The 19,035-nt window shown below is 72.3% G+C and carries 14 protein-coding genes; 7 read left to right on the plus strand and 7 right to left on the minus strand.

The window, feature by feature from the left end; genetic code table 11:
* Positions 1-30: 30 nt before the first annotated feature.
* A complete protein-coding gene (locus ACOKM3_RS30105; protein ID WP_426904150.1) occupies positions 31-1,617 on the plus strand; it encodes a DEAD/DEAH box helicase in 1,587 nt (528 codons plus the stop codon).
* A 127-nt stretch (positions 1,618-1,744) separates the two neighbouring features.
* Here the strand turns inward: ACOKM3_RS30105 and ACOKM3_RS30110 are convergent, their stop codons facing one another.
* From ACOKM3_RS30110 to ACOKM3_RS30130, 5 genes are all read right to left on the minus strand, one after another.
* Positions 1,745-2,632: a tyrosine-protein phosphatase gene (locus tag ACOKM3_RS30110; RefSeq protein ID WP_426904151.1), complete on the minus strand. Its 888-nt coding sequence runs from the start codon at positions 2,630-2,632 to the stop codon at positions 1,745-1,747.
* A 98-nt stretch (positions 2,633-2,730) separates the two neighbouring features.
* Positions 2,731-3,780: an NAD(P)H-dependent flavin oxidoreductase gene (locus ACOKM3_RS30115; protein WP_426906937.1), complete on the minus strand. Its 1,050-nt coding sequence runs from the start codon at positions 3,778-3,780 to the stop codon at positions 2,731-2,733.
* Positions 3,781-3,866: 86 nt separating this feature from the next.
* Positions 3,867-4,634 (minus strand): CoA-transferase subunit beta, encoded by a 768-nt coding sequence (locus tag ACOKM3_RS30120; protein WP_426904152.1) that lies wholly within the window; start codon positions 4,632-4,634, stop codon positions 3,867-3,869.
* Entirely contained in the window at positions 4,631-5,485 is an 855-nt protein-coding gene (locus ACOKM3_RS30125; protein ID WP_426904153.1) for a CoA transferase subunit A, read from the minus strand. Before ACOKM3_RS30125 ends, ACOKM3_RS30120 begins: the two co-directional genes overlap by 4 nt.
* Positions 5,482-6,252, minus strand: a complete 771-nt coding sequence (locus ACOKM3_RS30130; RefSeq protein ID WP_426904154.1) for an enoyl-CoA hydratase family protein — start codon at positions 6,250-6,252, stop codon at positions 5,482-5,484. Before ACOKM3_RS30130 ends, ACOKM3_RS30125 begins: the two co-directional genes overlap by 4 nt.
* A gap of 132 nt (positions 6,253-6,384) precedes the next feature.
* Between ACOKM3_RS30130 and ACOKM3_RS30135 the strand changes: the two genes are divergently transcribed.
* Together ACOKM3_RS30135 and ACOKM3_RS30140 are read left to right on the plus strand one after the other, a co-directional pair.
* The gene (locus ACOKM3_RS30135) at positions 6,385-7,146 is read left to right on the plus strand and encodes an SDR family oxidoreductase (RefSeq protein WP_426904155.1); all 762 of its coding nucleotides are present in this window, start codon (positions 6,385-6,387) and stop codon (positions 7,144-7,146) included.
* 1 nt (position 7,147) lies between these two features.
* Positions 7,148-8,113 carry an SDR family oxidoreductase gene (locus ACOKM3_RS30140; protein WP_426904156.1) on the plus strand — a complete coding sequence of 322 codons (966 nt, stop codon included), beginning with the start codon at positions 7,148-7,150 and terminating at the stop codon, positions 8,111-8,113.
* A 109-nt stretch (positions 8,114-8,222) separates the two neighbouring features.
* Here ACOKM3_RS30140 and ACOKM3_RS30145 read toward each other — a convergent pair whose 3' ends face one another.
* On the minus strand, positions 8,223-9,143 hold the full coding sequence (locus tag ACOKM3_RS30145; RefSeq protein WP_426904157.1) for a zinc ribbon domain-containing protein: 921 nt from the start codon (positions 9,141-9,143) through the stop codon (positions 8,223-8,225).
* Between the two features lie 152 nt (positions 9,144-9,295).
* On the opposite strand from ACOKM3_RS30145, the gene ACOKM3_RS30150 reads away from it, so the two are divergent.
* A complete protein-coding gene (locus tag ACOKM3_RS30150; protein WP_426904158.1) occupies positions 9,296-12,541 on the plus strand; it encodes an endo-alpha-N-acetylgalactosaminidase family protein in 3,246 nt (1,081 codons plus the stop codon).
* 54 nt (positions 12,542-12,595) lie between these two features.
* Here the strand turns inward: ACOKM3_RS30150 and ACOKM3_RS30155 are convergent, their stop codons facing one another.
* Positions 12,596-14,341 carry a glycoside hydrolase family 35 protein gene (locus ACOKM3_RS30155; protein ID WP_426904159.1) on the minus strand — a complete coding sequence of 582 codons (1,746 nt, stop codon included), beginning with the start codon at positions 14,339-14,341 and terminating at the stop codon, positions 12,596-12,598.
* Positions 14,342-14,478: 137 nt separating this feature from the next.
* Between ACOKM3_RS30155 and ACOKM3_RS30160 the strand changes: the two genes are divergently transcribed.
* The 3 genes from ACOKM3_RS30160 to pepN all read left to right on the plus strand — a co-directional run bounded on the left by ACOKM3_RS30160 (position 14,479) and on the right by pepN (position 18,311).
* Entirely contained in the window at positions 14,479-15,366 is an 888-nt protein-coding gene (locus ACOKM3_RS30160) for a helix-turn-helix domain-containing protein (RefSeq protein WP_426904160.1), read from the plus strand.
* Positions 15,367-15,372: 6 nt separating this feature from the next.
* Entirely contained in the window at positions 15,373-15,696 is a 324-nt protein-coding gene (locus ACOKM3_RS30165; protein WP_426904161.1) for a chorismate mutase, read from the plus strand.
* A gap of 125 nt (positions 15,697-15,821) precedes the next feature.
* A complete protein-coding gene (gene pepN / locus ACOKM3_RS30170) occupies positions 15,822-18,311 on the plus strand; it encodes an aminopeptidase N (protein WP_426904162.1) in 2,490 nt (829 codons plus the stop codon).
* Positions 18,312-19,035 lie beyond the last annotated feature (724 nt).

Consider the following 19,035-nt stretch of genomic DNA (forward strand, 5'->3'; position numbering starts at 1 on the left):
CTGCTGTCCCGTCCCGGAAGGCATCGCCGCATGGCCAGTTCTGCCCGCCCGTCCCGCCGCCCCCGTCCCGCAGCCGGGCAGCGCCGCGCCCCCGAGCAGCGCCGCAGGCAACAGTCCGCGCCGCCGAGCGAATTCACCATGCCGGAGAACACCACTCCCGCGCTGCCCGCGGTGGACAGCTTCGCCGAGCTCGACATGCCGGCCGCCCTTCTGAAGACGCTGGGTGAGCAGGGCGTCACGGAGCCGTTCCCCATCCAGGCCGCGACGCTCCCGAACTCGCTCGCCGGACGGGATCTCCTCGGCCGCGGCCGCACCGGGTCCGGCAAGACCCTCGCCTTCGGCCTCCCGCTGCTCACCCACACGACCGGCGCCAAGGCCGAGCCGAAGTCCCCTCTCGCGCTCGTCCTCGTCCCCACCCGTGAGCTCGCCCAGCAGGTCACCGATGCCCTCACCCCGTACGCCACCGCGCTGAAGCTGCGCCTCGCGACCGTCGTCGGCGGCATGTCGATCTCCCGCCAGGCCGGCGCGCTGCGCCGCGGCGCAGAGGTCGTCGTCGCCACCCCCGGGCGCCTCAAGGACCTCATCGAGCGCGGCGACTGCGTGCTCGGCTCGGTGCGCACGACGGTGCTGGACGAGGCCGACCAGATGGCCGACATGGGCTTCATGCCGCAGGTCACCGCGCTCCTGAAGCAGGTCGAGCCGGGCGGCCAGACGATGCTGTTCTCCGCGACGCTCGACAAGAACGTGGACCGGCTCGTCAAGCAGTTCCTCAGCGACCCCGTCGTGCACTCCGTCGACCCGTCCGCGGGCGCGGTGACGACGATGGAGCACCACGTCCTGCACCTCGCCGACGAGACCGACAAGAAGGCCGTCACCGCGCGCATCGCCGCCCGCGAAGGCCGCGTCATCCTCTTCGTCGACACCAAGCGCTCCGCCGACCGGCTCGCCAAGCGGCTCCTCGCCACCGGCGTGTACGCGGCTCCGCTGCACGGCGGCCGCAGCCAGCCGCAGCGCAACCGCACCCTGGAGCAGTTCAAGGACGGCCGGGTCACCGCGCTCGTCGCCACGAACGTCGCGGCGCGCGGCATCCACGTCGACGACCTCGACCTCGTCGTCAACGTCGACCCGCCCACCGAGCACAAGGACTACCTGCACCGCGGCGGCCGTACCGCCCGTGCCGGCGAGTCCGGCAGCGTCGTCACCCTGGTCCTGCCCGAGCAGAAGCGCGACGTGCAGCGCCTGATGCGCGACGCCAAGATCCAGCCGCGTACGACGCAGGTCCGCTCCACGGACGAGGCGCTGACGGAGATCACCGGCGCGCGCGAGCCGTCCGGTGTCGCCGTGGCCATCGCCGTGCCGGAGCCGGCCGCTCCCGCCGCCACGACCAAGCCCCGTCGCTCCCGCCGCTCCCGTGGCGGCTCGGGCAACGGCGGCGGCAACGCTCGCGCCGCGGGCGCCGGTGCGGGTCGCGCGGCGGGCGTCGAGGGTCAGCGGTCGGGCGGCGCGGCCGGTGGCCGTCGCCGCTCCGGATCCGCCAACGGCGGCGCAGCCTCGTCCGGCTCCGGCGGCAACCGCCGAGGCCGCGGCCCGCGCGGCCCGCGCCAGCAGGCGGCGTAACCAGATCAAGCTCTGCCGACGCTGAGGGCGGGGCCATTCAAGCCCCGCTCTTGGGCGAGAGCCCGCGGGGTCCGGGGCAGAGCCCCGTGACCTCCGCCCCGTGGCCGCGCAACACTCGGAGGGGCCCTCACTCCACCAGTCGCGCCCGCAGCATCCCCGCCACACGCCGATCCACGCCGAGCCCCTCGGCCACGTACCCCCGCATCCCGCCGAAGGCGTCCCGTACCTGCTCACGCGCCGCGTCCAGGTACTCCATCCGGACTTCCTGTACGGGTATCAACAGGTCCGGATTCCGCATCAGGCCCGCTTGTCGCAGCCCCTCGCGGACCTGCGCGTCATGCGCGGCGCGAAACGCGTTCGACGCCAAGTAGTCGCGCTCCGCCGCCCGTTGGTCCACCCCGAGCAGGCTCAGCAGGACGTACGTCATCCAGCCCGTACGGTCCTTCCCCGACGTGCAGTGGTACAGCAGCGCGCCACGACCTCCGTACGCCGCGTCCCGGAGCGTCTCCGCGAACCGCGCACGGTTGGCCGCGTCGGTCACGAACATCCGGTACGTGGCGCGCATCGCGGCGGCCGCCCTGCCGTTCCCGAGCAACTCCTGCTGCACCGCCGGATCCTTCGAAGCGATCGCCGTCATCATCTGCTCGTACTGGCCGCCGTCGGAGACGGACCGCGCGGTCACCGCAAGACCCGCCGGCAGCCGGTCGGCGCCGTCCGTGCGCACCTCGAACGGCACCCGGAAGTCGACCACTTGGCCAACACGAAGCCCGGCGACCTCCGCCACGTCCGCGTCGGTGAGATCGCTCAGCGCGTCGGCCCGGTAGACGAGCCCGTACCGGACCCGGCCGCGCCCGCGCGCGTGGTAGCCGCCGATGTCCCGGACGTTCACCGCCCCCTGGAGGGGGATCTGCCGAATGCCGTCGGACGCCCTTGTGTCCGCCGTGGCGGCGGGGGCCGCGGCGAGCGCCGTGACCGTGCCGAGCGCGGCCCCGAGCGCACGGCGCCGCGAGAGCACCGCCGCGTACCTGTTCCCTGTTCCGTGAACGTGCCCTGTTCTGTACGTGCGCGGCATACGTGAACTCCCTTACGGAGGCGGGCCGTTGTCGTGCCCGGTCAGGGTGGGGTGGGGAGGGACTCCAGCGTTTTACGCGCTTCGGTCATCACCCGGTCGACCAGCTCCGCGCAGCTGGGCAGGTCCTCTATGAGGCCCGCCACCTGGCCGGAGGCCATGACGCCCAGGTCGGTGCGGCCCTCGACCATGGAGGCCTTCAGGAGCATCGGGGTGTTCGCGGCCAGCAGCACCTGGCTCCACGTGAGGTCCTTGCCGTGCTTCATGGCGAGGCCGTCCCGCACCAGCTGCGGCCAGCTCAGCCCGGACAGTCTCCGAAAGCCCGCCGCGCGACGCACGGCGTGCAGCAACGCGCGCGTACGTCCCGCGTTCTCCAGGGAGTCGACCAGTTCCGAGCGCAGCATGCGGTGCGGAAGCCCGTCCACGGCCGTCGTCACCGTGACGTCCTTGACGCTCGCCGCGAGGTACTTCGCCTTCACCGCGTCCGGCACCGTCGAGTCCGACGTCAGCAGGAAACGCGTCCCCATGGCGACCCCGGCCGCCCCGTAGGCGAGCGCGGCGACCAGCCCCCGGCCGTCGCGGAAACCGCCGGCCCCGACCACCGGGATGTCGACCGCGTCCACCACCTGCGGCAGCAGTACCGACGTCGCCACCTCGCCGGTGTGCCCGCCGCCCTCACCGCCCTGCACGATCACCGCGTCCGCGCCCCATGCCGCGACCTTCTCGGCGTGCCGGCGCGCCCCGATCGAGGGGATCACGACGGCGCCCGCGTCCTTCAGCTCGGCGATCAGCTCGCGCGAGGGGGCCAGCGCGAAAGACGCGACCTTCACGCCCTCCTCGACGATCACCTTGACCCGCTCGCGCGCGTCCCCCGCGTCGGCCCGCAGGTTCACCCCGAAGGGCCGGTCCGTGCGCGACTTCACCTCGCGTACGGCGGAGCGCAGCTGGTCGAGCGTCATGGTGGCGGACGCGAGGATGCCGAGCGCCCCCGCGTTCGCCGCGGCCGACACCAGGCGCGGCCCCGCGACCCACCCCATCCCGGTCTGCACGATGGGGTGGCGCACACCGGTCAGCCGGGTCAGGGGCGTCGGGATCGTGAACGCGACGGAGTCCGGGGCCGGTTCGGAGGACGCGCCTGGTCCGGAAGACGGGCCCGGTTCGGGAGACAGCGTGGGTGGCGTCATACCGGCCTGACCTCCCGGTCCCGCGTCGACTTCGGGTCGATGACCTCCCGGATCAGCCGCAGCTCTTCGGCCGTGGGCTCCCGCGTGGGGGCCACCTCGCCGCCCTCCGGGAGCACCAGCGCGAACCCGGTCGCCTCCTGGACCTCCTCCACCGTGACGCCCGGATGCACGGAGACCAGCCGCATCGTGTGGTCCTCGGTGTCGAAGTCCAGGACGGCCAGATTCGTGACGACACGGGGGATGCGGTGGAACCGCGTCGCCGAAGGGCCCGCCGCGGCCGCGCTGTCGTAGCCCACCCCGCTGATCATGTCGACCTTCTCGACGAAGACCCGGCGGCTGTGCTTGGGGACCCAGTAACTCACCGGATTGTTCAGCGTGTTGACCGGGGCGCCGCGCACCCCGAGGAGCTGCCGGTCGGGCCGCTCCCAGTCGCCGATGCACGAGATGTTCTGGTTGCCGAACCGGTCGAGCTGGCTCGCCCCCATCATCACGTGCCGCTTCCCGCCGGTGACCATCGTCAGATGCTGCCGGTACGGGAGCCAGCCCTCCGCCGCGCCGTCGAGCCCGACCACCATCGCCTCGCCGTCGGTCAGCAGCAGCTCGGGCGAGAACGTGCGCTTGGCCAGGCGCGCCCCCACGGACGGGATCAGGCCCATCGGGCTCGCCAGCACCTCCCCGTTGTCCCGCCAGGCCTCGGCGCACGCGATCACGCAGTACTCGGCGCGGGACACATCCGTAGCGGTGACACTGCTGGTGACGCTCACTTCTGCTCCTCGTGCCAGGCCTGGACGGCGGACTGGTACTGCTTCTCGTCACCGCCGGGCGGCAGGAACCGCTCGGCGAACTCCTCCCAGGGCGTGCTCGCGTACAGCTTCTGGAACGCCTCGTCGCGGCCGTAATCGGGTGCACAGGACGTGAAGTGCGCCCCGTTCGGCGTCTCCACGACACCCGTCACGGAATGCCGCTTGACCAGCAGCGTCTGCGGCACCGTGTCCGCCCCGAAACCGTCGACCAGCTGCTCGCACGACACGTACGCGCTGTCCGCCGCCTCGCAGAACAGATCGTCGAAGTACGGGTCGGGGCCCAGATACTGGCCGTTACCCGCGCGGTCCGCCCGGTTCACATGGACCAGGGCCGCGTCGAGGCGCAGCGCCGGCATCGCCACGAACGTCTCCCCGTCCTCGTACGGCGACGTCACCGTCCGCAGGCCCGGGTTGACGCGCATGACGTCCGAGCCGATCCCGGCGCGCACGGGCAGGAACGGCAGCCGGTTCGCCGCCGCGTGCAGCCCCCACATGAACATCGCCTCGTCGACCTCCATCAGCTCGAACGCGCCGTTCTGGCGCGCCGCCCTGAAGTTCGGTTCGAGCGGGATGGAGTCGAGCGTCACGAACGCCGCGACCAGCTTGCGGATCTTCCCGGCGGCCGCGAGCAGCCCGACGTCCGGGCCCCCGTAGGAGACGACCGTCAGGTCCGTGACGTCACTGCGCAGCAACGCCCGCACCAGCGCCATGGGTTTGCGGCGCGAGCCCCAGCCGCCGATGCCGATCGTCATGCCGCTGCGCAGCCGCCCGACCACCTCGTCGGGCGTCATGCTCTTGTCCGGTGTGGTCATCGCTCGGTCTCCTGTCCGAAGGTGTCGCGGACCCGGTCGGCGACCCCGCTCAGGTTCGCCTCGAAGGTGAAGCCCTGCTCGAAGCGGTAGCTGCGGTGCACGTCGACGGGGTCGATCCCGTTGAGCGCGGACTTGGCGAGGCGGAGCAGGTAGCCGTCCTTGCGGGCGATGTCGCGGGCCAGCTCCAGGGCCGCCTCGCGCAGCTGCCCCCGCGGCACGACCTGCCACACCGACCCGTGCGCCTGCAGTTCTGCGGCCGTGGCCGTACGGGACGTGTAGAACAGCGCGCGCATCAGGTGCTGCGGGACGAGGCGCGCCAGGTGCGTGGCCGCGCCGAGCGCGCCACGGTCCAGCTCGGGCAGTCCGAACGTCGCGTCGTCGCTCGCCACGATCGCGTCCGCGTTCCCCACGAGGCCGATGCCGCCGCCCAGGCAGAACCCGGCGACCGCCGCGACCACCGGCACCTCGCACTGGTACACCGCCGAAAAGGCCTCGTAGCAGCCGCGGTTGGCTCCGAGCAGGGCGCTGTGACCGCCACCCGCCGCAGCCGTCTCTCGCTGCATCTCCTTGATGTCCACCCCCGCGTTGAACCCACGGGAGGTCTCGGCCGCGGTCAGCACGACGCAGCGCACATCGGGATCGCGGCCCGCGGCGCGCACGGCGTCCGCCACGTCGTACCAGCCCCGCACCGGCAGCGCGTTGACGGGTGGGAAGTCGACCGTGACGACGGCGATGCCCTTTTCGGGTGAGGAGGTGGAGACACCCATGGCGTTCAGCTACCTTTCCACCTAACGTTTGTTTGGTACGTCGATGACGGTAGCAGGCGGCGAGGGGGGAGCGGAATGGGGCGGGCAGCGGTCGGCGCAAGTGGACCCGAAAGGGTCGGGAAGGGGTCCGGGATGGATCTGAGCGGTCGGGTCGTCGTCGTCACCGGCGGGACGAGAGGGGTGGGTGCCGGGATCGCCGGAGCCTTCGCGCGGGCCGGGGCGCGGGTGATCACCTGTGCCCGCAGACCGCCCGAAGAACCGCTGGACGGCTGCGAGTTCATGCCGGTCGACCTGCGGGACGCGGCGGCCGTGGAGGAGCTGTTCGCGGGCCTCGACCGGGTGGACGTACTGGTGAACAACGCGGGGGGCACGCCGTACCGCCCGCTCGCGGAGGCGGACGCGGTGCGGCACGCGCGCGTGCTCGAGCTGAATCTGACGGCGGCGCTGACCGCGTCCCTGGCCGCCCGCGAGAAGCTCGACGCCGCGCGCGGCTCGATCGTGATGATCGGCAGCGTCAGCGGCAGCCGCCCCTCGCCGGGCAGCGCGGCCTACGGGGCGGCGAAGGCGGGCCTGGAGCACCTCGCGCGGTCCATGGCCGTGGAGTGGGCGCCCCGAATACGGGTGAACACCCTGGTGCTCGGCATGGTCCGCACCGAACTGAGCGAACTGCACTACGGGGACGAGGCGGGCATCGCCGCGGTGGGTGCGACGGTGCCCATGGGGCGCCTGGCCGAGCCGCGCGAGGTCGGCGACGCCGCGGTGTTCCTGGCGTCGGACGCCGCCTCGTACATCACCGGGGCGAGCCTGCTGATGCACGGCGGCGGCGAACTCCCCGCGTTCCTGGACGCGGCGACGGCCAACAAGGACGCGGCAACTGTCAACAAGGAGGCGTGAGATGACGGACGCGAAGCCGATCGGCGAAAGCGGTGGAGCCGGTGGAACCGGTGGCGGAGGCCTGTGCGCGGGGCGGGTGGTCGCCGTCACCGGAGCGGGCCGCGGACTCGGGCGCGCGCACGCACTCGCGTACGCGGCCGAGGGCGCGAAGGTCGTCGTGAACGACCTGGGGGTGGGCCTGGACGGCGCCCCCGCCCCGGACAGCCCTGCGGCCCAAGTCGTCCAGGAGATACGGGCGTCCGGCGGCGAGGCGGTGGCGCACGGTGGGGACATAGCGACCTCCGAAGGTGCCGCCTCGCTCGTCGCGGCGGCCGTCGACACCTTCGGACGCCTCGACACGCTGGTGAACAACGCCGGGTTCCTGCGCGACCGGATGCTCGTCAACCTCGACGAGGACGACTGGGACGCCGTGATGCGGGTCCACCTCAAGGGGCACTTCCTGCCGCTCAAGCACGCCGCCGCGTACTGGCGGGCGGAGTCGAAGGCCGGACGCACACCGGCGGCCCGCGTCGTCAACACCTCGTCCGGAGCAGGCCTGTTGGGGTCCGTCGGGCAGGGCAATTACAGCGCGGCGAAGGCCGGGATCCTCGGCCTGACCCTGGTCGCGGCCGCCGAGATGGGTCGCTACGGCGTGCAGGTCAACGCGATAGCGCCGGCCGCCCGCACCCGGATGACCGAGGCGACGTTCGCCGAGACCATGGCGGCACCCGGCGCCGGGGCCTTCGACGCGATGGCGCCGGAGAACGTGTCACCGCTGGTCGTATGGCTCGGCTCGGGGGCCGCGGCGGACGGCGTGACCGGGCGGGTCTTCGAGGTGGAGGCGGGCCGGATCACCGTGATGGAGGGCTGGCGGTCGGGCCCGACCGTCGACAAGGAGGAGCGGTGGACGCCGGAGGGCGCGGGGGACGCGGCCCGCGAACTGCTGGCGCGGGCGGCGGTGCCGGGGGGTGTGTACGGGGCGTCGTGACACCCACGAGGCGGTACGCGGTACGCGGTACGGCGGTTCAGCGGGTTCGCCGGTTCAGCGGTTCGGCTGTTCGGCGGGGGAGTGGTGCCGCACTCTCCCGCCGGGCGGCCTACGTGTCGCACTCCCACACCGTCCGGCACAGCGCGCACCGCGCCCGCACTCGGCCCCGCACCGGCACCCGGATCCGCTGATGACACGTCGGGCACGCGAACGACACCCGCAGCCCACCGCCCCGCCGCGACGCCCCGTCGCCGTCGACCGCGGCAGAGAACGTGTAGGGGCTCGCCGGGTCGAGCCCGCGCGGCCCGTGGTCCTGCGCGTACCGCCGGTCCTTGGCGTAGCGCCGCCGCCCCGCCCAGCCCGCCGCGGTCATCGGCGGCTGCCGCTCGTCACGCCGCGCCTGCTCGAGACCCCGCTCGTACGCCGAGTACGCCTGCGGACTCGTGAACCACGTCTCAGGCCCCTCACCGAAGACGAGGGACCGCTTCGCGAGCACGTACCCGAACTCCTCGGGCGTCAGATAGCCCAGCTTCTGCGAGGACGCCGCATCCTCCCGGAAGGCGTCCAGCAACAGCCAGCCCGCCCCCAGATACGTGGCCGCCGTATCGGTCAGGATCTCGTTGTCCCGCGTCCCCGGCAGCGACAGGTCGAGACGGTGCAGATAGACATGCATGATCTCGTGGGCGAGTGCCGCGCCGATGTCCCGGCGATGCGTACGGAACCGGTCGTTCAGCTCGATGAAGTACTCGGGGCCCGCCGCCAGTTCCACGCTCGCCGCATGCCGCATCTCCCGGAAACTCACGATCATCCGCGCGTCGGGGAGCCGATAGTGCCGCACCAGCTCACGCGCCACCCGCTGCACACCCAGATACAGATCGTCGACGTCACTGAACGCCACATCGACCGGGGCGACACTCGACGAGAACGTGTGCACCGTGTCGTACGAGAGCCGCTTGTAGAGCGCGGTGATCGCCGACCGCACCGTCTCCAGATGTGGATAGCCGTGCACCACCGGTCCGCCGTCCGCCACGCGCGCACCCCCTGGGTCCGCCGGGCCGGTACCCGGCGCCTCCAGAGTACGGCCATTAATCCAAGACCTGCCGCCCCTTTGTCCATGGGCTCTCCCGCCCCGCCCGGCGCATCGTGATCGACACGCCAAGCCGCCGTGAGAAGGAGTGCGCCGTGCCCGAGCAGCCCCAAGGCCAACAGTCGGAGAACTCGGAGAACTCGGAGAACTCGGAGAACTCGGAGAACTCGCAGGGCGAGGAGGTGGAGCCGACCCGGCCCGGCCGGTCGGCCCGCCCCGGCGGCACCCCGCGCCACTCGACGCCGGGCCCCGGTCCCAGCCGCAGGTCCCTCGTCGCCGCCGGAGCGGTCGGCGGGGCCGGCGCCGCGCTCGGCCTCGCCCTGACCGGCACGGCCCGCGCCGCGACCCCCACGGCCACCACCGCGACCGCCGACGCCGGCGTCGCCGTCATCCGCTCCCGGGACCTCGACGTCCGCGTCAGTACCGCCTTCCCCCTCGTCGTCTCCTACACCGAGCGCGCCACCGGCGCCGTCCTGCACGCACAGCCCGACCCGGTCACGACGCTCCTGATCGACGGCGCCGAGCACACCCCGAAGGTGACGTGCACGCCCGCCGCCGACCGCGCCGACTACCGCCTCACCCTGACCGGCGGCACCACCATCGACATCCGTATCGCCGTCGAGGGGCACCAGGTCGACTGGCGCGTCACGAAGATCAGCGACACGGCGCAACTGCGCGTCGGCACCCTCCAGTTCCCCGGCCTCGCCCTGCTGTCCGTCCGCAGCGACCAGCCCGGCGCCGCCCTCCTCGCCGCCACCGTGCAGCTCGACAAGGCCAAGAGCGGCGACACCATCGTCACCCCGACCGCCGACAGCGCCGCCCAGGCGCCCACCGGATGCGCCTACGCCGTAGTCGCCCACGACCGGCTCGGCGGCGCGATCGAGACCAACACCAGCTACGACAAGCCCGACAGCGCCGCCGGAACCACCTGGGAGAACGGCCGCCTGTGGCGCGAGACCGTGCGCCGCGAAGGCCACACCGCAGCCCGCCTCGCCCCCGGCCAGTGGACACACCGCGCCGCCACCGCCCCGGTCGACGCCACCGAACCCCTCCCGTACGCGACGGTCGTCGTCACCGGCGACAGGAACGGCGACGGCAAGGTCGACTGGCAGGACGCCGCCATCGCCTTCCGCGACATCGCCCACACCCCGCGCGGCGCCGACGAACAGCATCTGCGGGTCGTGCCGCACATCCCGTTCAACTTCGCGTCACAGGCCACCAACCCGTTCCTCGCGACCCTCGACAACGTCAAACGGATCCATCTCGCCACCGACGGGCTGCGCCAGTACACCCTCCTCAAGGGCTACCAGTCCGAGGGCCACGACTCCGCGCACCCCGACTACGCGGGGAACTACAACACGCGCGCGGGCGGCCTCGACGACCTCAACACCTTGGTCCGCGAGGGCAAGAAGTGGAACAGCGACTTCGCCGTCCACGTGAACGCCACCGAGTCCTACCCCGTCGCCAACGCCTTCTCCGAGAAACTCGTCGACAAGAGCAACGAGCAGTGGGACTGGCTCGACCAGAGCTACCGCATCGACCAGCGCCGCGACCTCGTCTCCGGCGACATCGTCAAGCGCTTCGCCGACCTGCGCCGCGACACCGACGGAGGCCTCAACACCCTCTACATCGACGTGTTCCGGGAGTCCGGCTGGACCTCCGACCGCCTCCAGCGCACCTTCCGCGAACAGGGCTGGAACGTCACCTCCGAATGGGGCCACGGGTTCGAGAGGTCCTCGCTCTGGTCGCACTGGGCCACCGAGACCGACTACGGCCCCGACACCTCGCGCGGCATCAACTCGAAGCTGATCCGCTTCATCCGCCACCACCAAAAGGACGTCTTCGCCGACAAGTGGCCCACCCTCCTCGGCATCGCCCGCATGGGCAACTTCGAGGGCTGGACAGGCAAGACCGACTGGACCGCCTTCTACCGGCTCATCTGGACGCACTCGCTGCCCGCCAAGTACCTACAGGCGCAGCCGATCAAAACGTGGGGCGAGCACGAGATCACGTTCTCCGGCGCCACGAAGACGAGCGTCACCGACGCCTCCGGCGCCCGCCGCATCACCACCGACGGCCGCCTCGTCTACGACGCCGGCACCTATCTGCTGCCCTGGGAACCGCGCAGAGCCACCGACCCGACGAAGCTGTACCACTACAACCCGCAGGGTGGCACCACCAGTTGGCGGCTCCCGCGCGCATGGGAGAGCAGGTCCAAGGTGGCCCTGTACCGGCTCACCGACCAGGGCCGCGTCTTCGACTCCTACGTCACCGTGTCCGGCGGCAAAGTGACGCTGAAGGCGGACGCCGACCGGCCCTACGTCCTCTACCGGGAGCGCACCGACCTCGACCGCGCGCCCGACTGGGGCCAGGGCACCCCGCTGCACGACCCCGGCTTCAACTCCGGTTCCCTGAAGGGCTGGACGGTCTCCGGGCCCGCCTCCGTCGAGCGCAGCGACCTCGGCGACCACGAACTCGTCATCGGCCCCGGCGCCGCCGCCACCGTCTCCCAGCGCCTGGCCCGGCTCGCACCCGGCAGTTACGCCGCGTCCGTGCAGGTCGAGGTGGGCGCGAAGGCGGGGGAGCGGCGCACGGCCACCCTGGAGGTGCGCACCGTCGACGGAGTGACCGCCGCGAACCGCACCGACACCTCCACCGCCGGCAACTACGTGGCCGCCGACCGCAAGCACGGCACCCGCTTCCAGCGGATGACCACGTACTTCACCGTCCCGGACGGCGGCGGCCCCGTCACCCTCGCGCTGCGCGCCGCGGCAGGCTCGGCGCGGGTCCGCTTCGACAATGTACGTATCGTGAAGTCGCCCGCACCGAACCTGCCCGCCGCAGCCGTGGTCCACGAGGACTTTGAACACGTCCCCCAGGGCTGGGGTCCCTTCGTGAAGGGCGACGCGGGAGGCTCCACCGACCCGCGCACCCACATCGCCCAGCGGCACGCGCCGTACACCCAGCGAGGCTGGAACGGGAAGGCGATCGACGACGTCGTCGACGGCACCCAGTCCCTCAAGTCGCGCGGCGAGAACACCGGCCTCGTCTACCGCACCGTCCCGCACACGGCCCGCTTCGAGCCCGGCAAGCGGTACCGGGTCTCCTTCCGCTACGAGAACGAGAAGGCCGGCCAGTACGTCTGGATCACCGCGGCCGACAGCCCAGAGGCCAAGGAGCTGTCCCGCGAGGAGCTGCCCGTGGCCACCGAACCCACCACGCTCACCTACGAGTTCACCGCACCGGACAAGGGGGAGGGCTGGGTGGGGCTGCGCAAGACGGGCGACGACGGCACCGCCGAGTTCGTCCTGGACACCTTCGAGGTCACCGAGATCGTCTGAGGCACCGCGGAGGGCCCCGGGAGACGCGGGAATGTCTCCCGGGGCCAGCCCGCGTCAACGCAACATGATCCGCGGCTCCCCGGCCCGATCGAGCTCCAGCACCCACACCTCGTTCACGCCCTCGCGCAGCACCGGACCCGGCACGTACAGGGCGTCCTGCGGTCCCGCCGACCAGTAGCGGCCCAGACAGAACCCGTTCACCCACACGAACCCCCGCCCCCAGCCCGGCAGTTCGAGCGCCGCGTCCCCGGCCCCCGACACCTGGAACGAGCCCCGGTACAGGCCCCGCCCCTCACCCTCGGCCGCCGCGGACTGCAGACCGGCCACCGCGGAAGCCGTGAAGGCGTCCAGGCGCAGCCCCCGCGCCCGCACCCCGTGCAGGAACTGCCGCTCGTGCAGCAGTCCGCCCGTGATCCCCTTCGGCTCACCCGTGCGCGGCCCGTAGTTGACGCGCCCCAGGGACTCCACCCACAGCTCCACGCGCGCGTGCCCCGCAACCGGCTCGGCCAGCGCGGGCTCCTCCTCCGTGAGCACCCCCGCCCGCTCCCCGTCGACGTACACGAGCGCCAGATCCCGCAGCCCGCGCGCCCGCAGCGGGTACGGCTGCCGCGGCCCCGGCACCGTCACCGCGTACCGCACCAGGCCACGGTCCACGTCCAGGTCCTCGAACGACGGCGGCACCGCGTACTCCGTCTCAGGACCGCCCAGCGCCTCCAGCACCCCGTCCAGGGCCGTGAACGCCGTCAGGCGGGCCGTGGCCGGGTCCGCGAGCGCCGCGGGCCGCGGCGGCACCTCGGGCAGCGGCCCCTCCGCGTATGCGGCGAGCACCTCACGGAACAGCCAGAACTTCTCCGTGGGGCGGCCGAACTCGTCGATCGGCGCGTCGTAGTCGTACGACGTGACATCCGGCTCCAGCGGCCCCTCGTGCAGCTCGCCGCCACCCCGGTTCGCGCCCGCCCAGCCCCCGAAACTCGTCCCGCCGTGCGCCATGTACAGATTCACCGACGCCCCGCACTCCAGAATCTCCCGCAGCGCGTCCGCCGCCTCCCGCGGATCCCGCACGACGTGCTTGGCACCCCAGTGGTCGAACCAGCCGCACCAGAACTCCATGCACATCAAAGGCCCCGTGGCCCGGTGTCTACGTAGCGCCTCGAAGGCCGCACGCGCGCGTGAGCCGAAGTTCACCGTCGCCAGCACCCCGGGAACCGAACCCCCGCTCAGCATGTGGTCCTCGGGCCCGTCCGACGTGAACAGCGGCACCGTCACCCCGAGCCCCACCAGCAGATCGGCAAGAGCCCGCAGATAACGGTGGTCCGAGCCATAACTGCCGTACTCGTTCTCCACCTGAACCATCAGCACAGGACCGCCCCGATCCACCTGCCGCTCCACGATCTGCGGCAACAACACCCCGAACCAGCGCTCCACCGCCGCCATGAACTCCGCGTCCCGGGTACGCGCGCGTGCCCCCAGCCGGCCCGTCACCCAGTGCGGAAGCCCCCCGTTCTCCCACTCCGCGCAGATGTAAGGACCCGGCCGCACGATCACCCACAGCCCCTCCCGCCGCGCCGCGTCCAGGAAACGCCCCACCGCCGCCACGTCCCGCACCTCACCGGGGCGCGGCTCGTGCAGATTCCACGGCACGTAAGTCTCCACACAGTTCAGGCCCATCGCCCGCAGCATCCGCAGCCGGTGCGCCCACTGCTCCTCGTGCACCCGGAAGTAGTGCAAGGCCCCCGACAGCAGCCGCACCGGCCGCCCGTCCACCTCGAAGTCGTCCCCGCCCACCCGGAAATCCGTCATCACGTGCTCCTCCGTGCCCGATGGGCGCGGCACCCACCGGCCGCCACCCTCACCTCTGGCGGCCGACGGGGTCCATGGACAAAGATCGGCCGGTGTTGGACGGGGACGCCCGCACGCACCACCACGGGAGGGGACAAATGCCCACGTACCACACCTGGATGCGGTACTTCACGCCCAGCCCGGCCCACCACCGCCTCGGCCTCGTCTGCCTCGGCGTCGGACTCCAGCACGGGCCACTGCCCACCGTCGGCCCCCGCACCCTCGACCACCACGTCGCCGTCGTCATCACCGCGGGCAGCGGCTGGTACCAGTCCGCCGAAGGCCGCCGCACCCCCGTCACCGCACCCGCCCTGATCTGGCTCACACCCGGCCGCCCCCACCACTACGGAGCCGACCCCGACACCGGCTGGGACGAGTGCTTCGTCGACTTCACCGGGCCCGCCACCGCCACCTACACCGAACTCGGCTACATCGAACCCGACCGCCCCCTCGTCCCCCTGACCGACGCCGCCCAGGCCCGCGCCGCCGTCGGCCGCATCGCCCGCGCCGCCCGCCGCGGCAACCCGCTCCTCGAGGTGGAAACCGGCGCCGCCGTCCACGAACTCCTCGTCGCCCTGCGCCGCGCCCGCGCCGACCTCGCCCCCGACGGCCACCCCGTCCTCCAGGCCCTCGCCCGCGACGCCTTCCAGCCCCTCTCCGTCGCCGCACACGCCGCCCGGCACGGCATGACCCCCGCCGAACTGCGCACCGCCGTCCGACGCGGCGCAGGCATGAGCCCCAAGGACTACCTCCTCGGCATCCGCCTCGGCCGCGCCAAGGAACTCCTCGCCGCCACCGAACTCCCCGTCGCCGCCGTCGCCCGCCGCGTCGGCTACGACGACCCCGCCTACTTCTCCCGCCTGTTCACCCGCCGCGTCGGCACCGCACCCGTCCGCTTCCGCGAACAACAAGGCCGCGCCGTGCCCGGCGGCTGGTCCGACAAGATCCCCGACCCCGACGACCCACCCATGCTCCACGTAGGCTGATCCGTCATGACCACCAGCAAGCCGAACGAGGTCGACCCGGCCGTGCGCGCCGAGCTCGGCCGCCTGCGCGACAGCATCGACAACATCGACGCCGCCGTCGTCCACATGCTCGCCGAGCGCTTCAAATGCACCCAGCAGGTCGGCCACCTCAAGGCCCACCACGACCTGCCCCCGGCGGACCCGGCCCGCGAATCCCGCCAGATCGAGCGCCTGCGTCAACTCGCCGAGAACGCCAAACTCGACCCAGCCTTCGCCGAAAAGTTCCTCAACTTCATCATCAGCGAAGTCATCCGCCACCACGAACTCATCGCCGAGGACACGAAACGGTGAGCCACTCCAGCCTCGCCGGCGTTTGAGGCGCGGGGTCCGGGGCAGAGCCCCGCGTCCGCAACCCCGGCAGGCCGCCACATGATCCACCCTGTCCCGATGTCGGTGGCATGCGGCAGCATGTCCGCATGCCCGTACTGACGCGCAGCGAAGCGCAGACCCGAGCCCAGCTCATCGACGTCGAGCGATACACCGTCGACCTCGACCTCACCGTCGGGGACGACACCTTCGACTCCCGCACCGCGATCCGCTTCACCGCGCACACCGCGGGCGACACCTTCGTCGAGCTCAAGCCCGCCACCCTGCGCTCCGCCACCCTCGACGGGCAGCCCCTCGACCCCGCCGGCCTCGCCGACAACCGGCTCCCGCTCACCGGCCTCACCGAAGGCCCCCACGAGCTGCGCATCGACACCTCCATGCGCTACTCGCACACCGGCGAGGGCATGCACCGCTTCACCGACCCCACCGACGGCGAGACGTACGCGTACACGCAGCTGTTCATGGAAGACGTCCAGCGCGTCTTCGCCGCCTTCGACCAGCCCGACCTCAAGGCGACCTTCGACCTCACCGTCACCGCCCCCGAAGGCTGGACCGTCCTCGCCAACGGCACGACCGAACACCTGGGGGATGGCCGCTGGCAGGCCGCCACCACCCCCCTCCTCTCCACCTACCTGGTCGCCATCGCCGCAGGCCCCTGGCACTCCATCCGCACCGAACACCGCGGCCTCCCCTTCGGCCTGCACTGCCGCCGCTCCCTCGCACCCCACCTCGACGCCGACGCCGAAGAAATCCTCGACGTCACGCGCGCGTGCTTCGACCGCTACCACGAGAAGTTCGAGGAGCCCTATCCCTTCGACTCCTACGACCAGGCCTTCGTCCCCGAGTTCAACGCCGGAGCCATGGAGAACCCCGGCCTCGTCACCTTCCGCGACGAGTTCGTGTACCGCTCCGCCGTCACCGACACCGAGCGACAGACCCGCGCCATGGTCATCGCCCACGAGATGGCCCACATGTGGTTCGGCGACCTCGTCACCCTCAAGTGGTGGGACGACATCTGGCTGAACGAGTCGTTCGCCGAGTACATGGGCTACCAGACCCTCACCGAGGCCACCCGCTTCACCGACACCTGGATCGACTTCGGCGTCGCCCGCAAAACCTGGGGATACGACGCCGACCAGCGGCCCTCCACCCACCCCGTCGCCCCCGAATCCGTGCCCGACACGGCCTCCGCGCTCCTCAACTTCGACGGGATCTCCTACGCCAAGGGCGCCTCCGCGCTGCGCCAACTCGTCACCTGGCTCGGCGAGAAGGACTTCCTCGCCGGCATCAACACCCACTTCAAGCGCCACAAATTCGGCAACGCCACCCTCGCCGACTTCATCGAATCCCTCGCCTCCGGCACCGAACGCGACGTGCACGCCTGGGCCGACACCTGGCTGCGCACCACCGGCGTCGACACCCTCACCACATCGGTGACCGAGAACGACGGCACGTGGAGCCTCGCCGTCGACCGACAGGGCAGCCGCCCCCACCGCATCGCCATCGGCCTGTACGACCACGCTCCCGCCGACCCGCGCGGCTTCGTCCTGCGCGAACGCCTCGACGCAGAAGTTCCCTTCGGCGAAGTGCAGTTGACGTTCAACGGGCGCCGCCCCGCCCTGATCGTCCCCAACGACCAGGACCTCACCTACGCCAAGATCCGCCTCGACGCCGCATCCGAGGAAGCCGCCCTGCGCGGCCTGTCCGGCATCCCCGACGCCCTCACCCGCACCATCGTGTGGACCACACTGCGCGACATGGTCCGCGACGGCGCACTCGCACCCACCACGTACCTGGAGACCGTCGCCGCCCACCTACCCCAGGAGAGCGACCTCGCCCTCGTCCAGGGCGTCCTCGCCTTCGCCCACACCCAGGTCGCCGACCGCTACACCGACCCCGCGGAGCGGCCCGAGGCCCTCGGCCTCATCACCACCCTGTGCGAGGACCTCGTCCGCCGCACCGAGGACGGCAGCCAGCCAGGGCTCCGCCTCACCGCCGTACGCCACCTCATCGACGCCGCCCGGCACGCCGACGTCATCCGCGACTGGTACGACTCCGGGGCCGTCCCCGGCGGACCCGAACTCGACCCCGAACTGCGCTGGCGCATCCTCGGCCGGCTCAGCGTCCTCGGCGCCGTCGACGAAGCCGTCATCGAGGCCGAACTCGCCCACGACCCCAGCGCCACCGGACAAGAAGGCGCAGCCCGCTGCCGCGCCGCGCTGCCCGACCCGCAGACCAAGGCGGAGGCGTGGTCCGCCATGTTCACGACGAACCCCGAGGACGACCTGTCCAACTACCTCTTCATCGCCACCGCGCAGGGCTTCTGGCAGCCCGAACAGACCGACCTCCTGCGGGGCTACGTACCCCGCTACTTCGCTGACGCCACCGCGCTCGCCGCGCGCCGTGGCCCCGCGATCGCCGAGGCGGCGGGCCGCCACGCGTTCCCCGTGTACGCCATCGACACGGACACGCTCCGCGTGGGCGAGCAGCACGTTCCGGACGCCACGCCTGCCCTGCGGCGCAAACTCGCCGACCAACTGGACGACCTGCGCCGGGCGTTGAAGGTACGGGGGGCGTAGCGGCGGGTCACCGTGGCGGGGGCCTCCGGACCGGGCGCGCGACACCGACGCTTCACCCCGTGCCGGGGGCGGCGGCGCCTGTCGCACGGTCCGGGGGGCCGGGTGCCGGGAGCCGGAAGCCGTGGTCCCGGGGAACCGGGAGCCGTGGGCCGGCGGCCTGGTGCCGGGAGCCGGGAGCCGGGAGCCGGGAGCCGGGAGCCGGGAGCCGGGGCTCCGGGGAGCCGGGAGCCGTGCGTCGTGGTTCCGGGAAGCCGGGGCCGGACGGCGGGAACCGGGTTCCGGGATATGGCCGTGGGCGGCACCTGGGGAAGGGGCGCAGGGCACAACGGGCACACAGCCCCGGTGCTCCCGCACGCCTCCCCCGCCCATCTCCCACCCACCCGCCCCCTCCGGGGGCGTCGGCCCCCCCCGTGGTGTCGTGCCTGCCGGCCGTGGTGATTGCCTTGCCGCGCCGGGGTGTTGCCGGGGTGGGCGCCTGGGGTGACGGGTGCTAGCGCCCGGTGTGCCGGGGCCGACGCCGATGGTGCTGGGCCCCCGGTGCGCCGGTATGGCTTCCCCGCTCATCTCCCACCCACCCGCCCCCTCCGGGGGCGTCGGCCGCCCGTGGTGGCGGCGCTCCCGCAGGTCGTCGCACTGGTCGCCCCACACCGGAGCGTGAGCGCAGCGCCGCGGTCGACGCCCGCCGTCCTTGTAGCCCGGCACCGTGGTTCAGGGATTGCCGTGG

The sequence above is a fragment of the Streptomyces nidicola genome (assembly GCF_050106155.1).
GTDB lineage: Bacteria > Actinomycetota > Actinomycetes > Streptomycetales > Streptomycetaceae > Streptomyces.

What these genes read in the sequence shown, in the direction of transcription:
- ACOKM3_RS30105 (WP_426904150.1), top strand. Translation starts at nt 31, where the DNA reads ATGGCCAGTTCTGCCCGCCCGTCCCGCCGCCCCCGTCCCGCAGCCGGG.
- ACOKM3_RS30125 (WP_426904153.1), bottom strand. Translation starts at nt 5,485, where the DNA reads ATGACCACACCGGACAAGAGCATGACGCCCGACGAGGTGGTCGGGCGG.
- ACOKM3_RS30130 (WP_426904154.1), bottom strand. Translation starts at nt 6,252, where the DNA reads ATGGGTGTCTCCACCTCCTCACCCGAAAAGGGCATCGCCGTCGTCACG.
- ACOKM3_RS30135 (WP_426904155.1), top strand. Translation starts at nt 6,385, where the DNA reads ATGGATCTGAGCGGTCGGGTCGTCGTCGTCACCGGCGGGACGAGAGGG.
- ACOKM3_RS30140 (WP_426904156.1), top strand. Translation starts at nt 7,148, where the DNA reads ATGACGGACGCGAAGCCGATCGGCGAAAGCGGTGGAGCCGGTGGAACC.
- ACOKM3_RS30155 (WP_426904159.1), bottom strand. Translation starts at nt 14,341, where the DNA reads ATGACGGATTTCCGGGTGGGCGGGGACGACTTCGAGGTGGACGGGCGG.
- ACOKM3_RS30160 (WP_426904160.1), top strand. Translation starts at nt 14,479, where the DNA reads ATGCCCACGTACCACACCTGGATGCGGTACTTCACGCCCAGCCCGGCC.
- ACOKM3_RS30165 (WP_426904161.1), top strand. Translation starts at nt 15,373, where the DNA reads ATGACCACCAGCAAGCCGAACGAGGTCGACCCGGCCGTGCGCGCCGAG.
- pepN (WP_426904162.1), top strand. Translation starts at nt 15,822, where the DNA reads ATGCCCGTACTGACGCGCAGCGAAGCGCAGACCCGAGCCCAGCTCATC.